The organism is Candidatus Bathyarchaeota archaeon, assembly GCA_018396705.1.
Taxonomy (GTDB): Archaea; Thermoproteota; Bathyarchaeia; order Bathyarchaeales; family Bathycorpusculaceae; genus DRVP01.
Genome location: JAGTQZ010000005.1, coordinates 24394 through 42901 on the forward strand (window position 1 = coordinate 24394; position 18508 = coordinate 42901).

Sequence of the window (18508 nt, forward strand, 5' to 3'; positions counted from 1 at the left end):
CGTGGGGGGCAGGAATTTTCACAAAACCTTAAATTTCTTTTTGAAGATCTGGAAGTATTTTCTCAAAATAGGTTAGCGCCTCCGGATTAGCTATAGCGTCTTTATTGAAGACAGGTCTGCCGTTTATGATGTTTGAAACTGCTATTTCGACTTTTTTCATGTTATATGTGTACGGGATATCTGGTGCTTCTATAATTATCGCTGGAACATGTCTTGGAGAGGCCTCTTCACGCAGGGCGTTCTTGATTTTGCTCTTCAAATCTTCTGTTAACGTGTAACCAGGCTTAAGTTTTACAAAAAGAATAATTCGTTGATCACCCTTCCAGTTTTGTCCCACAGCCAAACTGTCAGCTATTTCAGGTAGCCTCTCAACAACGTTGTATATTTCAGCTGTTCCAATACGCACGCCTGATGGTTTTAAAACGGCGTCGGATCTCCCTAAAATTGTAATTCCCCTGGTATCACTGTGAAATATAACCCAGTCACCGTGTCTCCAAACGTTTTTTCCAGGATAAAACGTGAAGTATGCCTCTAAATATTTCTCGTTATTTGGATCATTCCAGAAGTAAAGGGGCATCGAAGGAGCAGGAGCCTCGCATACAAGCTCACCTTCTTTGTCCCAAATGGGTTCACCTCTTGCGTCGTAGGCTTTTATTTTCATTCCAAGGCCAGGAGCTTGCAGCTCGCCTGCGTAGACTGGAAGGATGGGACACCCGATAGCAAAGCACCCATTAATATCTGTGCCGCCTGATATTGAGTTGAAATGTAGATCCTTTTTGACGTTTTCATAGATCCATTCGAAACCATCCGCTGAGAGGGGTGAGCCCGTTTGGGATATTTCACGGAGACATGCAAGGTTAAACTCTTTCCCAGGCTCAGCGTTTACTCCTCTCAAATAATTGATGTAACTTGCGCTACATCCAAAGATGGATATTTCCTCGTCTTCAATAATTTTCCACAATGTCCTCCAATCAGGATAATTGGGGTTACCATCATAGAGAATTATTGTTGCTCCAGTTGCTAATCCGCTCATAAGCCAATTCCACATCATCCAACTAGGCGATGTTATATACGTTATCCGATCAGTACGCTTCAAATCACTATGTATAATTAGCTCTTTCAAATGATTTACAAGTACTCCGCCGCAACTTTGCACCATGCATTTGGGTTTACCAGTCGTCCCTGAAGAAAACATTATGTAGAGAGGATGATTAGATGAAACCTGTCTAAATGAAGCTTTTTCCGTTGATGATAAAAAATCCTCATAAAGAACCGCGTTAGGAATCAGGCTTATGTCCGGCTTGTCCTGCAGATATGGAACCACTATAATTTTTTTGATCGATGGAACATCATTAACAACTTTCTTAACATGATCCAAAGTGTTAAAGCTTTTCCCCTTATAGAGGTAGCCATCCACTGTGAAAAGAACTTTGGGTTCTATTTGACCAAGACGGTCTATTACCGCACTAGTTCCTAATTCTATGCCACATGAAGCCCAAATGGCGCCAACACCAGCAGCGGCAAGCATAGCAATGCTCGTTTCAACTATATTTGGCATATATGCACAAACACGATCTCCCGGAGTGATTCCTATTTCGCGTAGCGAGTTTGCTAACCGTGCAACAAGCCTATAGAGCTCCCTATAAGTAATCCTAACACGCTCACCCATTTCATTTTTTGATATGAATGCTATATGATTATCAGTATACCTAAGAAGGTTCTCTGCAAAATTTAATTTCGCTCCCACGAACCAATTTGCACCAGGAAACTTCCTTAAATCATCAACTAAATTAGTGTAGGGTTCAGAATATTTTACTCCAACAAACTCCCAAACGGCCGCCCAAAAACTGTGTAAGTTTTCTATTGACCAGTCATAAAGATGGAAGTAGGAGCCTTCTGCATGCGGGTCTATTTCAAGACCATACTTTTCATCAACAAACTTGATAAACTGGGCAATATTTGACTTGTCCACGTGTTCACTAGAAGGTTGCCATAATAGTTTTCCCAAAGTCCCCCATATTATCGTAGAAAAAAGGTGTTATAAAAAATTAACGCAAATTTAGTTTAGATATACTGAAACAACGTTTAAGCCCATGTTGTTACTCCACCGTCTATGAAAAGCACCTGCCCCGTTACGAAATTTGACGCATCAGAAGCAAAATACACTACCGCACCTATTAGGTCGTCAGGATATGCCCATCGGCCCATTCTGATTCTAGAAAGCATTGACTTAGAAAGTTCTGGGTCACGCATTATATGTGCAGTGAGTGGGGTTGCCACAACTGTCGGTGCTATACAATTGACTTGAATATTGAAAGGAGCCCATTCACAAGCTAATTGTCTGGTAATCATTATTACAGCAGCCTTGCTAGTGCAGTAAGCGATGTAGTTTCTCGGCATGCCGAAGACCCCTCTGACCGATGAAATATTAATTATTTTTCCCCTTCTCTGCCTTATCATAACTTTGCCGACTTCTTGGCATGTTAAAAACACCCCATTAACGTTAACGTCCATGACTTTTTTCCAATCCTCAAATGGATAATCTTCAGCTGGTTTTGGAATATTCATTCCAGCATAGGTTACCAGTATATCTATTCTTCCGAAATTGTCCACCACTTGTTTGACCATATTTTTAACTTCCTCAGGCTTTGTTACATCACAACTGATTGCCATGGATTTTCGTCCGAGTTTCTCGATTTCACTCTTAACTTTTTCAAGTTTTGTAAGATCCCTAGCCACTACCACCACATTTGCGCCAAAATCTGCGAGACCTAAGGCCGTTGGCCTCCCTAAACCCCCGCTTCCACCCGTAACTATGGCAACTTTATCTTTCAAGTCAAAGAGCTTTTGGAAACCCATTGAACCGCTCTTTATGCGCTCTTCCAATACACGTTCATATTCTTCAGATGACGTGAATGAAGCATTCATTTTTTGCCACCGCTTTTCGGATAGCTGCAAATAACCAGCATGCTCGCAGGCATATTTGTCTTGTTAATTAAGTAACGCTTCTCACCCGGTGGTATGTAGAGAGAGTCAAAAGGCTCTAGCACTATTTCTTTACCATCTTCAGTTGTTATAGTAACCTTCCCAGAAAGCATCACGTAAACTTTTTCGAAATCGCTTGCGGACATTTCTGCTCCCCCGCCTGGAAGGAAGTGTGAGAGACCAACCCAGAAGTTCTCTACACCCGTGGTTTCTTTATGTTGAAGTCGCAGGGCAACCATGTTAAAGTGACCTGCTGCTGCATATGGTTTAGCCTCTTCCAATTTTACCTTCTTCATATCGACACCTTTCTGAATTATCCGCTATGTTCTGCTTTTAAAACTTTTCATTAATATTTCTTAGGCTCCTTGGGTAATCCAAGCATTTCTCTTGCTTGCGCTGGCGTCGCTATTGGACGGTCCAATTCCTTGGCAATTCTAACAATCCTTTCAACAAGTTGCGCGTTACTTTTAGCTAATTCTCCTTTCCGGTAAAATATATTATCTTCGAGACCTACTCTTACGTGAAGCCCCATAGCAATAGCTATTGTCGCAAGAGGAAGTTGAAAAGCACCGATACCTATTACGCTGACCACCGAGTTTGGAGGAACATGATACAACATTGACATCAAATTCTGAGGTGTCGGCAACACCGCACTCGGAGCACCCATAACAAACTGGAAGAGGAAAGGTGGACGGATGAGATTCTTTTCCAATAGATTATAAACCAATTGGAATTGTCCTTGATGATAAACCTCTAGTTCAGGTTTAATATTCTTCTCCAACATTCTTTGCGCATATAGTTCAGTTTCCCTCCAAGAGAAAGTTGGCGGCCAAACACTATCCATCATTATGTCCTCAGGTCTTCCAGAAAGCGGGGGCTCTCTCTTCTTCAAAAGCATCTTCCAAGCGAGAGGACCCATATTAAGACTAGCAATCTCCGGGTCGGCCTCAAGGGACCTCATCCTCTCTTCGGTGGTTAATTGCCCAAGTCCCCCTCCCGTTGTATTGTTAATTATTATGTCAGGACATAATTCTCTAATCTTCTTGTTTATTTTACGGTAATCTTCTGGATCAATGGAGGGACTAGCATAACCTTTTTTGGGATCCCTCGCGTGAATGTGAACGATAGACGCTCCGGCTTTATACGCTTCATAGGCTTGCTGAGCTTGCTCCTCCGGAGTTTCAGGCAAATTTGGGTTAACCTCTTTTCCATGAACACCGCCTGTTAAGGCTACAGATATTATTAGTGGAGGTAATTCCCCTGCTCGAACTAATCTTAAATACTCTCGAGGGTCGTTATAATTCCAAGCCATATGCTTAACACCTACCCAATCTTGTAAACAAAAAGGCTTAAAAACGTTTATTTTAGAGCGATGCATTTCATCGGAAGATCTTTCAGAAAAATTTGGAGTAAGGAATTATAAAAAATGTTTTAAAAGATTATCACCGTTTCCAATTAATTATTGTTGTTCTCTAAATTGTTGTTCTCTAAACTTAAGTAATCCTCTGCTTTTTAGTTGCTCTATGAGCCATTCGTTTCTCCGTTTCACCACTTCCTCTATCGACCTGCTTGTATAATCGTAGAAGCCTTTTCCTGTTTTGATTCCGAGCTCGTTCGTTTCCACTTTATGTTTAAGAAGGTTTGGAGGTTTAAACTTGTCTCCTAGAGTGTTGTAAAGATACGTGTACGCATAAAGGAAGGTATCCATGCCTCCAAGATCCACTATCTCCAACGGACCAAGAATTGGAAGCCTCAACCCAAGGGTCATCTTTACAGCAGTATCTATATCCTCGGCGGATGCAAGTCCTTGCTCCAACATTGAGATAGCTTCTATAACAAGGGCTGCTTGAAGTCTTACGCCTAAAAATCCAGGAGAATCTTTACATACAACTGGCACTTTGCCTAGCTTTGTAATTAGATCTCTTGTAATCTCAATGGTTTCTTGCGAAGTTCGTTCTCCTTTAACTATTTCAACTAATGGCATAAGGTGTGGGGGGTTCCACCAGTGGGTTCCGATAACTTTGTCAGGTCTGCTAGTTACGGAAGCCAGTTCCGTTATACTGAAGGACGATGTATTTGAAGCGAGGATTGTGTGTTTAGGACACGTATCGTCTAATTCTTTAAAGATGCTCTTTTTCAAATCCATATTTTCAACAACAGCTTCTATGACAAAATCGGCATCTTTAGCAGCTTCAGAGATTGTTTCTTTGAATTCTATTCTGGAAAGGGCCTTTTCCACCTCTTTCTGTGTAATTATTCCATTCCTCACTAAAAACTCCAAACCGGATTTTATTTGGTCGTATGTCTCCTTAAAAAGCTCTCGGCGTCTCCGAGTAATTGTTGTCTGATAACCGGTCAATGCACATGTTTGAGCGATACCATGCCCCATGATCCCCGCACCAATGACCGCAATCTTTCGAATTTCCGAATCTTTCCCAAACATGGAGATTCCCCCTTTTTTACCCTACTTTCTTAATAAATAGTTTTTCTATTCTGAGAATGATTTCTAACATTCATTTATTTTTAATTCACATTAGGACTATACGTTTTTGTAAAATTATCTTTTCTTCACAGACTTCCGCTGTGTAGGGGAATCTTAAAAGATGTTAGAGCGGTGGCTTTAGCTTCAACCTAAGTTTTCTTGAAATAACTCCCCATATTCCCTCCGGAAGCATCAGCAAGATTGCTAAGACAATGATCCCTTCTAACAGAAGGCTGAGACCGATATACTGGGAGAGTAAATATCCAAGCGTCACGAATATAACACTGCCTATAATGGGACCAAATATCGTACCAACTCCACCAATAACAGCAACAAAAAGGAAATTTACAGTCCAAGAAATACTAAAGGCGGACGTGGGATGTAAATATGTGTGGTGGATAGCGTTAACTGCCCCCACAAGAGTTGTTACAAATGACGCTAAAACAAAACACAGCGCCTTACACCTGAAAGTGTTAACTCCTAAACCTAAAGCAGCATCTTCATCTTCGCCTATGCTTCTTAAACCGAACCCTAGTTTAGAATGGTAAAGGAAATATACAAGGAAAATCGAGAATATTCCCAGAACTAAGGCAGGATAGTACAGGATAACTGTTGAAACATAATAGGCTTCTCTAAAAACTAATCCTTTACCAGCACCAACGAATTCCCAGCCGTTAAAGAAGAGTCTAATAACCTCAGCAGCAAGGAAGGTGCCTATTGCAAAGTAAACGCCACGCAATCTCAGAAGCGGAAAAGATAACGCTGCCGCCAGCAGGCTTCCAATTAAACTAGCGATTATTACACTTGTCCACATCGGCACTCCATAATACATGACGAGAACAGCTGTTGTGTAGCCTCCAACACCCATAAAAATCTGTTGACCGAGAGATACTATCCCCGCATGTTTAGCCATAAAACCCCAAACTTCAGCAGCTGCCAAATACAGCAATATCAGTATTAAAGCGTCTCTTAAAAATCCACCAACCCAAAGAGGCAGCGATGCCATTAAAGCAAGTATGACAATTATGTAGATATGCTGTTTTCTAAATTGAATCATCTTATAGTTTCCCTCCAAAAATTCCCTGAGGCCTCAGGTAAAGAATTGCCAAGATTACAAGGTAACAGAACATCAACTGGAAGCGGGATCCAAACAAGTAGCCTCCAAAAACTAATGCTTCACCCATGATAAAACCGCCAACAAGAGAGCCTTTAAGGCTTCCTAAACCTCCCATAACAACAACTCCAAAAGACAACAACACGTATGTAGGGCCCGTGTCTGGATAGAAAGTGAAGGTCATACCTAAAAGCACACCAGCAATCCCAACAACCAGTAAGGCTAATCCAGCGGCATAATTGTAAACAACTTCAGATTTTATTCCAAGCATCTTAGCAGCTTCTGGATCAAATGGCACAGCCCGCATAGCTTTGCCTAGATAAGTTTTCTTGAAAAACAAGAAAACAGCAATGAACACTATTAAAGCTGAAACGAAACCTAAGAGATAACGTGGAGAGGGGCTCAAGCCCAATACATCAATGTTGATAAGCATGTAGCTTGGAATTATGCTTCGGGCATCTGCAGTGAACACTAAAAGCAGAATATTTTGTATTACAATGCTTAAGGCAAAGGTTACCAAGACTGGTTGATTCCCACCCATCGGAAGCACCCTATTTATCGTAAACTTTTGGAACAAATATCCCACAGCAAACATTATCGGTGCAACAATCAATATGCTTAGAAGCGGATCCATTCCCAGAAAGTCCATTATAGTAAATGACAAATACGCGGCTAAAATTGCAAAGTCACCGTGTGCTATATTTATAACTCTCATTATTCCAGCAAGCACAGATAAACCAAAAGCTGCCAGAGCAAAAAGTCCTCCAAGCAGAAAACCGTTGAATAGCAAGTTTATAATGTTTAAAATGTTTACATCCATTTTATTCCTCACCCAGATAGGCTTTTTTGACACGTTCGTCTTTAAGGAGTGTTTGGGATGGACCATCAATCACTATTCTGCCATTCTCAAGAACAAAACCTCTGTCTGAGTTTGCAAGCGCACGGTCTGCATATTGTTCGACGAGAAGAATAGTGACGCCTTCATCGCGTATTTTATTTATAATATCATATATTTTTATCACTATTTTCGGAGCAAGCCCTAACGAAGGTTCATCCAATATCAGAAGCTTAGGCTTAGACATTAAACCCCGTGCTATGGCAAGCATTTGTTGCTCCCCGCCACTCATGCATCCGGCGATCTGAGATTGCCTTTCCTTAAGTATAGGAAAAAGGTTGAAAACCCATTCAAGAGCGTCCTTTAATTCCTTTCTTGTTTCTGAAGCATATGCACCAAGCTCAAGGTTTTCTCTCACTGTCATGTGGCCAAAAATCCTCCTACCTTCTGGTACGATGGTTATCCCCTGCCTTATGATTTCCGGTATGGAAATTTTGTCTATTCGCTTTCCAAGGAAAGTTATTGATCCGCTTTTTGGGCTTAATACCCCAATAATAGTTTTACAAAGAGTTGTCTTACCAGACCCATTAGAACCAATTAATGTCGCAATCTCTCCCTTATTAACATTGAGGGACACATTCCAGAGGACTTGCAATTCACCATAGAAAACGTTTATGTTACGTACTTCAAGCATATGCATCGCCTTAGATTACCCATTTTTCCCCAAGATATGCCTCTATTACCCTTTGGTTACTTGTGACTTCCTCAAAGGAGCCTTCAGCAATTTTCTCTCCATAGTTTAAAACTATCACGCGTTCCACAATGCCTCGCAAAGCCTTCATGATATGTTCAACCCAAAATACGGTAACACCGAAATCATCTCTGATCCGTTTAATTAAGTCTTTGGCATCATTGATCTCTTTTGGGTTTAACCCGCTTAATGGTTCATCAAGCAACAGGATTTTAGGTTTTGTAGCAAGAGCTCGCGCTATCTCCAGAAATTTACGTTCACAAATGTTAAGGTTACGTGCAGGTACATCTTTCTTATGATCCAGTCCAACAAACCTTAAATACTCGAGACTTTCACTGCGACTTTTACTTAATCCATTTCCAGCCCCATATAACGCGCCGACCATCACATTTTCGAGAACGCTCATGTTTAGAAATGGTCTCACAAGTTGATAAGTCCTCGCGATACCCATTCGACAAATTTTATGCGACGGGAGGCCAGTAATATCCTCACCCATAAACTTTATTTTGCCTGAATCCGGTTTATAAACGCCTGAAATGAGATTAAATAGGGTTGTTTTTCCAGAACCGTTAGGTCCAATTAAGCCGACAACTTCCTTTTCATTGACCTTAAAACTTACGTCTTTAATGGCCTCCAAAGCTCCGAAACGCTTTATCAGACCAGTCCCTTCAAGCATGTTACAGGCACTCTGACAATGCTGTTGAACAATCTTTGACAGATAAACCTTTATTAAATATTAAAACTTTACTTTAATCAATAAGTTAAAAACAATGAAGAAAAATAAAGGACCTAAAGTGAGTTGTGATCTTGACAACTTGAGGATGTCAGCTTGATAACAATCAAGATTCGAGCTCTTTTTCATCTAAAAGACATGCTTGGTGCAAGAGAGCTAACGCTAAAACTGAAGGAAGGTGCAACAATTAAAGATCTAATCCAAATTCTAATCGAGCGGTATGGAGATAAAGTTGAAAGCGTCTTAATAGGACCCAACGGGAAACTAAATCCAATAATAACAATTCTGGTTAATGGCCTACAAATAGACTTTTTCAATGGAATTAACACAACACTTGCAGATGGCGACACAGTTTCATTTATTCCTCCAGTAGGTGGAGGATAATAGTCAGTTTTGTTGCTAAAAACTTAAAAAGAACAAGCGTTTTAAGACTCTATGCGAGGGATTGAAGTTATGAAAAGGACAGCAGCTGCTATGACAAAAGTTCAAGCGACAATCGTCATCGTTGTAGTTGTGGTGGCTGCTGTTGTTATTGGGGCATACTACTTTTTGATGCAACCTTCCGGACCAGAATATATCAAAATTGGCTGGCCAGCACCTATTACAGGAGTGCTCGCTGGTTTTGCAGAAACCACACCTTGGGTCGTTCAGCAGGTTGAGGATTATGTTAATAAAGAGTTAGGCGGTGTGCACCTATCGGAGTATAACAGAAAAGTGTTCATAAAAGTGATTCTGAGAGATACCAAAAGCGACAGTGACCAAGCAGCAACCATAGCGGCCGAACTAATAACAAAAGAGAACATTGATATAATGTTGGCTTTGTACTCTCCAGCTATGACCAATCCTATAAGCGCACAATGTGAAAAATACGGAGTACCTTGCATAGTTTCTCAAACGATAATAATATCATGGTTGATGGGCGGACCCTACGAATGGTCATACTGTATAGGTCTGGCTGAACCAGACTATGCGGTGCTATTCTTTGACTTATTTGATTCAGCAGGAGAGCAAGTAAACAAAATTGTAGCCATGATCAATGCAGATGACCCTGATGGCAGAGGCTATTCAGAATCAATAAATAGGGTTGCAGCCGCACGCGGGTACACAATTGTGGACGCAGGACTGGTGCCATATGGTACATCTGATTATTCGTCATATATTTATACATGGAAGAGCGCTAACGCACAAATTCTAACGGGTAACATGCGCTCTGTGGAGTTCGCGGCTCTCTGGAGACAATGTAACGAGTTGGGCTATAAGCCAAAAATCGTCGCGATGTCGAGGGCTTTACTATTTCCGTCATGGGTTGAGGCAATCGGCGGCGATCTTCCTAATGGACTAATAGGGTACACATGGTGGTCAGGATATCATCCTTACAGATCATCTATTACAGGTCAGACCACAAGCCAGTTGATCGAGGCTTGGGAATCTTACAGTAAAAAACAGTGGACACCAGTTTTAGGGCTTACTCACTGCGTGCTTGAAGTGGCGATAGACGCTGTTAAGAGGGCTGGAAGCCTTGACAAAACAAGAATAAAAGAAGCCTTGGCTAACATAAACTTGAATACAATCGCTGGACCTATCAATTTCAAGGCTCCGTTAACACCTCAACAACAAGCACGTTACCAGGCGGTCTCAAGTCTTATACAATATAAAGACCATTATGTGGTTGTGAAACCGGTGGCTATCCAGTGGGTAAAAGGGACAAAGTGGCCTTGGGAAATGCAAATAATTTACAACTGGGAGAGCCCAGAAATACCTGAAACTGCAGAAATGTTTCTCTTAAGCTAAAACTAAATTTCCCTTATCTTTTTCTAACATTCCCGAAGTGCTTTAATGTAGTTTCTTGAAGTGGTAACCCAGCCGAAAAGTTGTTTAATATTCCATAGAGTTGCTCTCCTTGTATATTTTGGCCCTGTGGCTGCACAGCAATCAGATATTAGAACGGGCCAAAAATCCTTTGAAAATGCGTCGCGAATTGTGGATTCAACGCAAATGTTTAAAGCAATTCCAGTGAAAAACAGATATTTTACACCTAAACTTTTTAGTATGTCCTCTAATTCTGTGTTAGTAAAGCCACTGTACCTTTGTTTATCGATAATAAAATCCCCCGCCAAGGGTTTAATTTCATCAATGATTTCAGCACCCCATGTTCCTTTGATTAACAGTTTATCCTTGAGTTCCGGACTTTTACGCATTAACAGTAGGCTGTATTCTTTCCAATAATTGGGGGAGTTTTGACTTCCAGCGTCAGATAGATCTGGCGAGTATACATGCCTCACATATATTATCTTTAAACCCAGCTTCCTTGAAATATCTAAAACGTCCTTGGTGGGTTTGATTACGCGTCTAAATTTTGACAAGTCAAAGCCAATTATGTCAAACATTCCGCCAGGACTTACAAATGCGTTTTGCATATCTACTACGATAACTGCGGACTCTGTAAGCTTTACTGACAGGTTCTGGATCAGCTAATATTGTTATAGCTTCTCTTTCCATATCAAACCCTAGTGTCTTGATATTCGTTATTATAATGCTGCTTAAAAGTTTTTGAAGAGACAGTTAAAGCAAAAGTAAATAAATTTATCCTTAAAATCAATTTTGTTGTTATGATCATTAATAAGGTGTTACGTGTGGAAATAGTAGACTTTGAAGCCCACTTCTACACGAAAGAATATGTTAAAACTCTACTGAAAAATGAGGACCACCCAAAATATAAAAAAGATGAAACAACGAGCACCTACTGGCTGTGGTACACTCCCCACGTGCAAGAGCCGCATACCGAACAACTGTTAGAAAGACTTCTCGACGTGAATGAAAAACGTATCAAAGATATGCATGATGCTGGAGTAAAAATGCAAGTTCTCAGCCTCTCTGCTCCAGGATGTGAACAATTTGAAGCTTCAATAGGAAAAAAGCTTGCTAGAAAAGTCAATGACGAACTTGCCTCAGTTATTGAAAGAAAACCAGATAGATTTGTCGGATTAGCTGCACTTGCCCCACAAGATCCAGGTGAGGCTGCTGATGAACTTGAGCGCGCTGTGAAAGAGTTAGGTCTTAGAGGGTGGAAAACTCACTCTAACATCCGTGGAGCCTACATTGATGATAAGAAATACTGGGTTATATTTGAAAAGGCAGAAAAGTTAGGGGTTCCAATATTTCTACATCCTACCGTTCCAACAATAGATGTGCTCAGTGATACATATGGATATGCGTTAGCTGGACCAGCTTTCGGTTTCACCTTTGATACAGCACTATGCATGATGCGTTTAATCCTGAGTGGAATCTTTGATAGGTACCCGAATCTAAAGATTGTGCTAGGCCACTTTGGCGAAACCATGCCTTTCCTACTAAACCGTCTAGACTTTCCAATTGTAAGACCATGGGTTGCTAAAAACGTAGATATTAAAATCTCAAAAAAGCCAAGTGATTACTTTAAGAGCAATGTGTACGTGGCTACAAGCGGCGAATTCCATAATCCTGCAATTATGTGTACCCTTCAGGTAATGGGCTGTGATAGAGTGTTGTTCGCTTCAGATTATCCTTATGAAGATTCAATGAAAGCTGTTGAACGTGTTAAAGCATTACCATTACCAGAAGAAGAAAAAAGTAAGATATGCCACTTGAATGCGAAAACCTTACTAAATATACGTTAACATGGGTGGGAAAACCTGTAAGGAAAATTTTTATTAGAAGATGAAAACAATGGGATGTTAAAAATGGTGATCATTGAAAATGGCTCACGGGTACGCTGGCAAAATACTTTGTGTGGACTTGTCAACTAGAGAAGTGTATACAAAAAATCTTGATGCAGATTATGTTTACCCAGTAATTGGCGGGGCAGGACTAGGCATAAAAATCCTGTACGATGAAGTTGATCCAAAAGAGGACCCATTATCTCCGAAAAACAAGTTAATATTTTCTGTCGGGCCGCTAGTGGGCTCTGGGACACCATGCACCAGCAGAATGGCAGTTGTGGCAAAGTCTCCGTTGACTGGTACCGTTGGGATGTCGCTCTCCGGCGGGTATTTTCCGGCGGAGCTTAAATTTGCAGGATACGATGCAGTGGTGATTTCTGGGAAAGCTGATACCCCAGTCTATATTTGGATAGAAGACGACAAAGTAACCATTAGCGATGCATCTGGCCTGTGGGGACTCACAACCACAGACACTCAAATCGTACTGAAAGAAAAACTTAACAGACCAGATGCAAAGATCGCGTGTATAGGACCTGCTGGTGAGAAACTTGTTCGATATGCTTGTATAATAAACGAGAGGAGAGCTGCTGGAAGAAAGGGCTTAGGAGCTGTGATGGGTTCAAAGAACCTGAAAGCTATAGCAGTTAAAGGAACAAATAAAGTGAAACCAGCTGATGAAGGCAGATTTAGAAAAGCCATCAAGAAAATGCATGAATTAATGAAACAGAGCCCAGTACTTTATCCATCCTTTTCAAAAATGGGCACCCCAATGACGGTGGAAGTTACTGCAGAATTAGGAATTTTACCAGCAAAAAACTGGACAGCCACAGGCATTTTTGCTCCGGTAGAAACTCTAGGCGGAGAAACGCAATCAACCTATACAATCACTAGAGTTGGTTGTTATGGATGCCCAGTGAGATGCGGACAAGTAAAACTAGTCAAGCAAGGCCCGTTTGCCGGGTTTATGACGGAAGGCCCAGAGTTTGAGTCAACCTATAGTCTAGGAACTATGGTTGGTGTTAACTACTTTCCAGCGGTAATAGCAGCTGACAGATTATGTGATGAATACGGATTAGATACTATTTCAACAGGGGCTACTGTGGCATTTGCTATGGAACTCGTGGAAAAAGGCATTCTATCGCGAGATGAGGTAGACGGCTTAGATTTAACCTTCGGCAATTACGAAGCCTTCTTGAAGATGATTAGAAAGATAGCGTTCAGAGAAGGTTTCGGAAGCGTATTGGCAGAAGGAGTAAAACAAGCAGCAAAAATAATCGGCAGAGGCTCTGAGAGATACGCGTTACACATCAAAGGCATGGAACTCCCAGGATATGATGTTAGAGGGGCAAAAGCTCACGGATTAAGTTACGCTACCGCATACACCGGAGCAGATCACAATAGAGGCTACGCGATACAGGAAATTTTCAATGTGCCAGTTCCGTACAAGGTTGACAGATTAGCCATAGAAGGTAAAGGCAGGCTATGTAAATGGAATCAGGACGTCAGAACAGCAGTTTGTGATTGTATGCCTCTTTGCGTGTTCGTATTTGACATGGGATTAGCGGCGAACGCCCTAGAGCTTACCGCTGAGCTTTATGAGGCGTTAACGGGTCTAGAGATAAAGGCTGAAGAAGTGCAAAAAGCGGGAGAAAGAGTGAATAATATTGCAAGGTTATTCAACGTTAAGGCTGGATTCACAAGGAAAGATGACGTCTTACCAGCGAGACTCATGGAAGAGGGAATACCGGGAGGACCATCAAAAGGTCAAATGGTCAGTATTGAAGATTTAAACAAAATGTTAGATGAGTACTACGATGCTAGAGGGTGGGACAAAGAAACAGGGATACCGACAAAAGAAAAGCTATCTGAACTGGGAATAAAATGAAAACTTTCCTCATATTTTGTTGACTACTAAAAGACAGAAAAAGGGATAATGCGTACGTCTAGTTATTTCATTTATTGGTTGTAATAGCATATAAATATGGAAGAATTGTGGCAAGGTTTCTCATTTCCTCTACACAATGTTGGAAAAGATTTTTGGCCATCTCGTAGTTCGCGTAGTTCGGATTTAGCCAGAACCTGCTTCGCATTTCGCACCCGACATCTCTGTCCCTAACAAAGTGAGTCATACGGCCAATTTCAACCTCAATTTTTTCATTTCTTAAAAACAAGTGCGCACAAATAGCGGTTGCCCTCGCCTCCTCAAATCTTGACGTGTCGTAAAATTTTGATGGTTCTTGGAAGTGGATTCTTAATTTTGCAGCTGGTGGTTTGCCGCCTAACGTCTCTTCAACTATGTGGCTTGCCCCAATGTAATGCCCAGGTTTCCATTGGTCGTCCCAAGCGCCATAAAGATGATCTATTGGATGCCAAAGTTTGTAGATTTGCGTGTGTTCCTTTGGAGATAACCCATACGCAAACCACCACTCTATCATTTCCCTCTTGCAATAGGGCATCCTTGTAAGTACCGCCACAAGATAATAGCCATTGGACAGACGCATGTAACCGCTCTCAAACGGCAAGTAGCCAGGTTCAAGGAGACGGTTAATTTGCTCGAACGGCAACTCTAAATCTTTTAGCATTTAACTACTCCCCCAGTTAATTTGGGTGAGTACTTTTAGGTTTTCACTTTTATTTAAGTTAAGTGCTACCAACCAGTGATGTCTAGAACATGCAACCATCAAGTTTGGTATTAGATGGTGGCTTATGATTCTGTCTCATTTACGTGCTTCACTCATCATGTAAATTAGTTAATTGAATCTCCTATATCATACATCAGAAGTTTTATAACAATGTTTTATTATTAAACTAAGTTAAATTTAATGGAGGAAAAGCGCTTGCACGAACCCGAGAGGGAATTCGGTAAAAAACTTGAGGATGGAACAAATATCTTTACTAGTTGTACAGTCGGTGGGCCTGTTTTTGTATATGTTAAAGATGGGAAAATTAAGCGAGTCACTCCTATAATATTTGGGCCGGATGATGCTGAGTCGTGGACCATTGAGGCTAGAGGTAGGAGTTTTTCTCCTCCAAGGAAAGCTTTGCTCGCTCCGTATGTTTACACCGTCAGGTCTAGGGTTTACTCTCCGGAAAGAGCGCTTTATCCGCTTAAGAGGGTAGATTTTGATCCAGACGGTGATAGACATCCAGAAAACAGGGGCAAATCGGGGTATGAGCGTATTAGTTGGGAGGAAGCCCTAACAATAGTCACGAACGAGATGCAACGTATAAAACGGAAATATGGTGCCGCAGCCATTGCAGCTACAACTTCATCCCATCATGAATGGGGAAACATTGGATATCGACACAGCGCCTTCTATAGATTCTTCAATCTTCTAGGTTTTACGTATGTTGAACATAATCCGGATAGTTGGGAAGGATGGCACTGGGGTGCAATGCATCATTGGGGTTTCTATTGGAGGTTAGGTGTGCCGGAGCAGTACGACTTGTTGGAAGATGCATTGAAAAATTGTGAAATGATTGTTTTTTGGTCCTCCGATCCGGACTCAACGCGCGCGATAGGCTATCAGGGATACGAATCTGCTCCATGGCGGCAGTGGTTAAGAGATTTAGGAGTGAAAATGGTTTTCATAGATCCATATTACAACTATACTGCAGTATTGTTTGCTGATAAATGGCTTGCTCCCCGACCGGGAACCGATACTGCTCTTGCGCTGGCAATAGCATATGTCTGGATCACCGAGGAGAGGTATGACAAAGAGTATGTGGCAACTCACACGTATGGCTTCGAGGAGTTTAAAAAATACGTTCTGGGAGAAGAAGATCAAACTCCTAAAACTCCAAAATGGGCTGAGGAATTAACAGGTATACCCGCAAGAGAAATAAGAGCTTTGGCGAGAGAGTGGGCCTCAAAAAGGACGATGTTGGCTGCCGGAGGGTTAGGTGGATGGGGAGGTGCCTGCAGAGCAGCTTATGGGCATGAATGGGCCAGAATGATGGTTCTTTTGGCTGCAATGCAAGGGCTGGGAAAACCTGGAGTTAACATATGGGGAACCACAAAGGGAGCCCCATTCAATGCTGGCTTTTATTTCCCAGGATACGCAGAAGGTGGAATTTGTGGAGATCCTGACAAAACAGCTGCGACCTTTGAGTTGCTTGGAAGAGGAATGGTTAAGAAACCCACTGTATGTCGCATATTCCAGCACATACCCCGATTGAAACTCCCGGAAGCAATATTAAATCCCCCTGTCGAATGGAAAGCCAGAGGATTTAGCGGTGAATCGATAGAAAGCCAGTTTAGATCCTTTACATATCCCACGAAAGGTTATAATGAAGTGAAAATGTTATACAGGTACGGTGGATCTTACATTGGCACCATGACGGAGACAAATAAATGGGCTCAAATGTACAGGAGCTCAAAATTGGAATTTGTTGTAAACCAGACAATGTTCGTTAATGAACCAGAAACAAAATTTGCAGATATCATATTACCCGCTTGTACACAATTTGAGCGTTGGGATATAGGTGAGTGGGCTAGTTGTTCAGGATACATACCACATTCTTCATGCGGGACAAATCATAGAGTTATTGTTCTTCAGATGAAATGCATAGAACCGCTGGGTGAATCTAAATCTGACTACCAAATATTTGCTGAAATAGCCAAAAGATTAGGTTTCTATGATGAATTCACCGAAGGAGGCATGACTGAGCTCGACTGGGTTAGAAGAATGTTTGATGTCAGCGACCTGCCAAAATATATAACATGGGAGGAATTCAAAAGAAAAGGTTACTTTGTCGTTCCACTTCCTAAGCCATATAGGCCTACCCCTGCATTACGCTGGTTCTATGAAGGCAGACCAAAGGATACACCTGATTGGGGTCCAGCTCCACGGGATAGCCCAATTAACCGGGTTGGCTTGCCGACACCAACTGGCAAAATAGAATTTGTTTCACAAACCCTCATGCGTTTTGACCCAAATGATAAAGAGAGACCACCACTGCCACGCTTTATTCCATCATGGGAGGGGCATCTAAGCGAACTTACCAAAAAATACCCATTGCAAATGGTTACTCCTCACCCTCGATATTCCTATCACACGCACCATGACGGTAAGGGAACATGGATAAACGAAATTCCAGAACATAGGGTGCTTAAAGAAGATGGACACTATTATTGGATTATTCGCATCAATCCTTTGGACGCTGAAGCTCGTGGAATTAAGGACGGTGACATAGTTAGGGTATACAATGATAGAGGATCCGTCCTCTGCGTGGCAAAAGTAACACATAGAGTCAGACCGGGTGTTGTCCACGGATGGGAGTCATGCAACATCTATGAACCAATCGGTGAACCCGGTGATCCAAACTCGGTGGACCGTGGGGGCTGTCTAAACATACTAACGCCTTCAAGATATCAATCTAAAAATGCTTGCGGTATGGCGCCTAACTCTTGCCTAGTGGAAGTGGAGAAGTGGAGGGGACAGTAAATGGCGAATTGGGCAATGGTGGTTGACATAACGAAATGCAACGGATGTTACAACTGTTTCATTGCATGTAAAGATGAATTCTGGGATAACGAATATCCTCCATATTCGTCAGCGCAACCTAGGCATGGACATTTCTGGATGCAGGTTTTCACAAGGGAGAGGGGCCAATTCCCCCATGTGCGCGTGGCATATATGCCCGTACCCTGCATGCACTGCGACAACGCGCCATGTATTGACAGGGCAAAAAACGGTGCAATTTACAAAAGGCTAGACGGGATCATAATAATTGACCCAGCAAAATCGTTCGGTCAGAAACAGTTAGTCGAAGCTTGCCCGTATGGCGTTATTTTCTGGAATGAGGAGAGAAGAATTCCGCAGAAATGTACTTTTTGCGCCCACCTCCTTGACAAAGGCTGGAAAGAGCCGAGATGTGTGCAGGCATGTCCAACTGGAGCACTGATAT

17 protein-coding genes are annotated in these 18508 nt (G+C 41.8%); 6 read left to right on the forward strand and 11 right to left on the reverse strand.

Annotated elements, in window-relative coordinates:
* Positions 1-28: 28 nt before the first annotated feature.
* From KEJ24_06395 to KEJ24_06435, 9 genes are all read right to left on the reverse strand, one after another.
* Positions 29-2008 (reverse strand): acetoacetate--CoA ligase, encoded by a 1980-nt coding sequence (locus KEJ24_06395; GenBank protein ID MBS7647446.1) that lies wholly within the window; start codon positions 2006-2008, stop codon positions 29-31.
* Positions 2009-2085: 77 nt separating this feature from the next.
* Positions 2086-2859: a glucose 1-dehydrogenase gene (locus KEJ24_06400; protein ID MBS7647447.1), complete on the reverse strand. Its 774-nt coding sequence runs from the start codon at positions 2857-2859 to the stop codon at positions 2086-2088.
* Between the two features lie 65 nt (positions 2860-2924).
* Entirely contained in the window at positions 2925-3281 is a 357-nt protein-coding gene (locus KEJ24_06405; GenBank protein ID MBS7647448.1) for a cupin domain-containing protein, read from the reverse strand.
* Between the two features lie 50 nt (positions 3282-3331).
* Complete coding sequence (locus KEJ24_06410) at positions 3332-4297, reverse strand: 3-keto-5-aminohexanoate cleavage protein (GenBank protein ID MBS7647449.1); 966 nt, start codon at positions 4295-4297, stop codon at positions 3332-3334.
* 147 nt (positions 4298-4444) lie between these two features.
* Positions 4445-5428, reverse strand: a complete 984-nt coding sequence (locus tag KEJ24_06415) for a 3-hydroxyacyl-CoA dehydrogenase family protein (GenBank protein MBS7647450.1) — start codon at positions 5426-5428, stop codon at positions 4445-4447.
* 163 nt (positions 5429-5591) lie between these two features.
* Complete coding sequence (locus KEJ24_06420; protein MBS7647451.1) at positions 5592-6524, reverse strand: branched-chain amino acid ABC transporter permease; 933 nt, start codon at positions 6522-6524, stop codon at positions 5592-5594.
* A 1-nt stretch (position 6525) separates the two neighbouring features.
* Positions 6526-7401, reverse strand: coding sequence for a branched-chain amino acid ABC transporter permease (locus KEJ24_06425; protein MBS7647452.1), 876 nt, complete (start codon positions 7399-7401; stop codon positions 6526-6528).
* A 1-nt stretch (position 7402) separates the two neighbouring features.
* Positions 7403-8110, reverse strand: a complete 708-nt coding sequence (locus tag KEJ24_06430; GenBank protein MBS7647453.1) for an ABC transporter ATP-binding protein — start codon at positions 8108-8110, stop codon at positions 7403-7405.
* Between the two features lie 10 nt (positions 8111-8120).
* Positions 8121-8843 (reverse strand): ABC transporter ATP-binding protein, encoded by a 723-nt coding sequence (locus KEJ24_06435; protein ID MBS7647454.1) that lies wholly within the window; start codon positions 8841-8843, stop codon positions 8121-8123.
* A 153-nt stretch (positions 8844-8996) separates the two neighbouring features.
* Here KEJ24_06435 and KEJ24_06440 point away from each other — a divergent pair, with 153 nt between their 5' ends.
* A complete protein-coding gene (locus tag KEJ24_06440) occupies positions 8997-9284 on the forward strand; it encodes a MoaD/ThiS family protein (GenBank protein ID MBS7647455.1) in 288 nt (95 codons plus the stop codon).
* Between the two features lie 69 nt (positions 9285-9353).
* Positions 9354-10691, forward strand: coding sequence for an ABC transporter substrate-binding protein (locus KEJ24_06445; protein ID MBS7647456.1), 1338 nt, complete (start codon positions 9354-9356; stop codon positions 10689-10691).
* Positions 10692-10714: 23 nt separating this feature from the next.
* On the opposite strand, the gene KEJ24_06450 is transcribed toward KEJ24_06445, so the two are convergent.
* The gene (locus KEJ24_06450) at positions 10715-11317 is read right to left on the reverse strand and encodes an isochorismatase family protein (protein MBS7647457.1); all 603 of its coding nucleotides are present in this window, start codon (positions 11315-11317) and stop codon (positions 10715-10717) included.
* A 216-nt stretch (positions 11318-11533) separates the two neighbouring features.
* Between KEJ24_06450 and KEJ24_06455 the strand changes: the two genes are divergently transcribed.
* A complete protein-coding gene (locus tag KEJ24_06455; protein MBS7647458.1) occupies positions 11534-12556 on the forward strand; it encodes an amidohydrolase in 1023 nt (340 codons plus the stop codon).
* Positions 12557-12635: 79 nt separating this feature from the next.
* Positions 12636-14483: an aldehyde ferredoxin oxidoreductase family protein gene (locus KEJ24_06460; protein MBS7647459.1), complete on the forward strand. Its 1848-nt coding sequence runs from the start codon at positions 12636-12638 to the stop codon at positions 14481-14483.
* 67 nt (positions 14484-14550) lie between these two features.
* On the opposite strand, the gene KEJ24_06465 is transcribed toward KEJ24_06460, so the two are convergent.
* Entirely contained in the window at positions 14551-15180 is a 630-nt protein-coding gene (locus KEJ24_06465; protein MBS7647460.1) for a hypothetical protein, read from the reverse strand.
* Positions 15181-15420: 240 nt separating this feature from the next.
* On the opposite strand from KEJ24_06465, the gene KEJ24_06470 reads away from it, so the two are divergent.
* Both KEJ24_06470 and KEJ24_06475 read left to right on the forward strand, forming a co-directional pair.
* Complete coding sequence (locus tag KEJ24_06470; protein ID MBS7647461.1) at positions 15421-18045, forward strand: molybdopterin-dependent oxidoreductase; 2625 nt, start codon at positions 15421-15423, stop codon at positions 18043-18045.
* Positions 18046-18508: oxidoreductase (locus KEJ24_06475; GenBank protein ID MBS7647462.1), on the forward strand; the 463-nt coding region annotated here is incomplete at its 3' end.

Coding starts and splice junctions, on each gene's coding strand:
- KEJ24_06400 (MBS7647447.1), bottom strand. CDS start 2,859: ATGGGTTTCCAAAAGCTCTTTGACTTGAAAGATAAAGTTGCCATAGTT.
- KEJ24_06405 (MBS7647448.1), bottom strand. CDS start 3,281: ATGAAGAAGGTAAAATTGGAAGAGGCTAAACCATATGCAGCAGCAGGT.
- KEJ24_06410 (MBS7647449.1), bottom strand. CDS start 4,297: ATGGCTTGGAATTATAACGACCCTCGAGAGTATTTAAGATTAGTTCGA.
- KEJ24_06415 (MBS7647450.1), bottom strand. CDS start 5,428: ATGTTTGGGAAAGATTCGGAAATTCGAAAGATTGCGGTCATTGGTGCG.
- KEJ24_06420 (MBS7647451.1), bottom strand. CDS start 6,524: ATGATTCAATTTAGAAAACAGCATATCTACATAATTGTCATACTTGCT.
- KEJ24_06425 (MBS7647452.1), bottom strand. CDS start 7,401: ATGGATGTAAACATTTTAAACATTATAAACTTGCTATTCAACGGTTTT.
- KEJ24_06430 (MBS7647453.1), bottom strand. CDS start 8,110: ATGCTTGAAGTACGTAACATAAACGTTTTCTATGGTGAATTGCAAGTC.
- KEJ24_06435 (MBS7647454.1), bottom strand. CDS start 8,843: ATGCTTGAAGGGACTGGTCTGATAAAGCGTTTCGGAGCTTTGGAGGCC.
- KEJ24_06445 (MBS7647456.1), top strand. CDS start 9,354: ATGAAAAGGACAGCAGCTGCTATGACAAAAGTTCAAGCGACAATCGTC.
- KEJ24_06450 (MBS7647457.1), bottom strand. CDS start 11,317: ATGCAAAACGCATTTGTAAGTCCTGGCGGAATGTTTGACATAATTGGC.
- KEJ24_06460 (MBS7647459.1), top strand. CDS start 12,636: ATGGCTCACGGGTACGCTGGCAAAATACTTTGTGTGGACTTGTCAACT.
- KEJ24_06465 (MBS7647460.1), bottom strand. CDS start 15,180: ATGCTAAAAGATTTAGAGTTGCCGTTCGAGCAAATTAACCGTCTCCTT.
- KEJ24_06470 (MBS7647461.1), top strand. CDS start 15,421: ATGGAGGAAAAGCGCTTGCACGAACCCGAGAGGGAATTCGGTAAAAAA.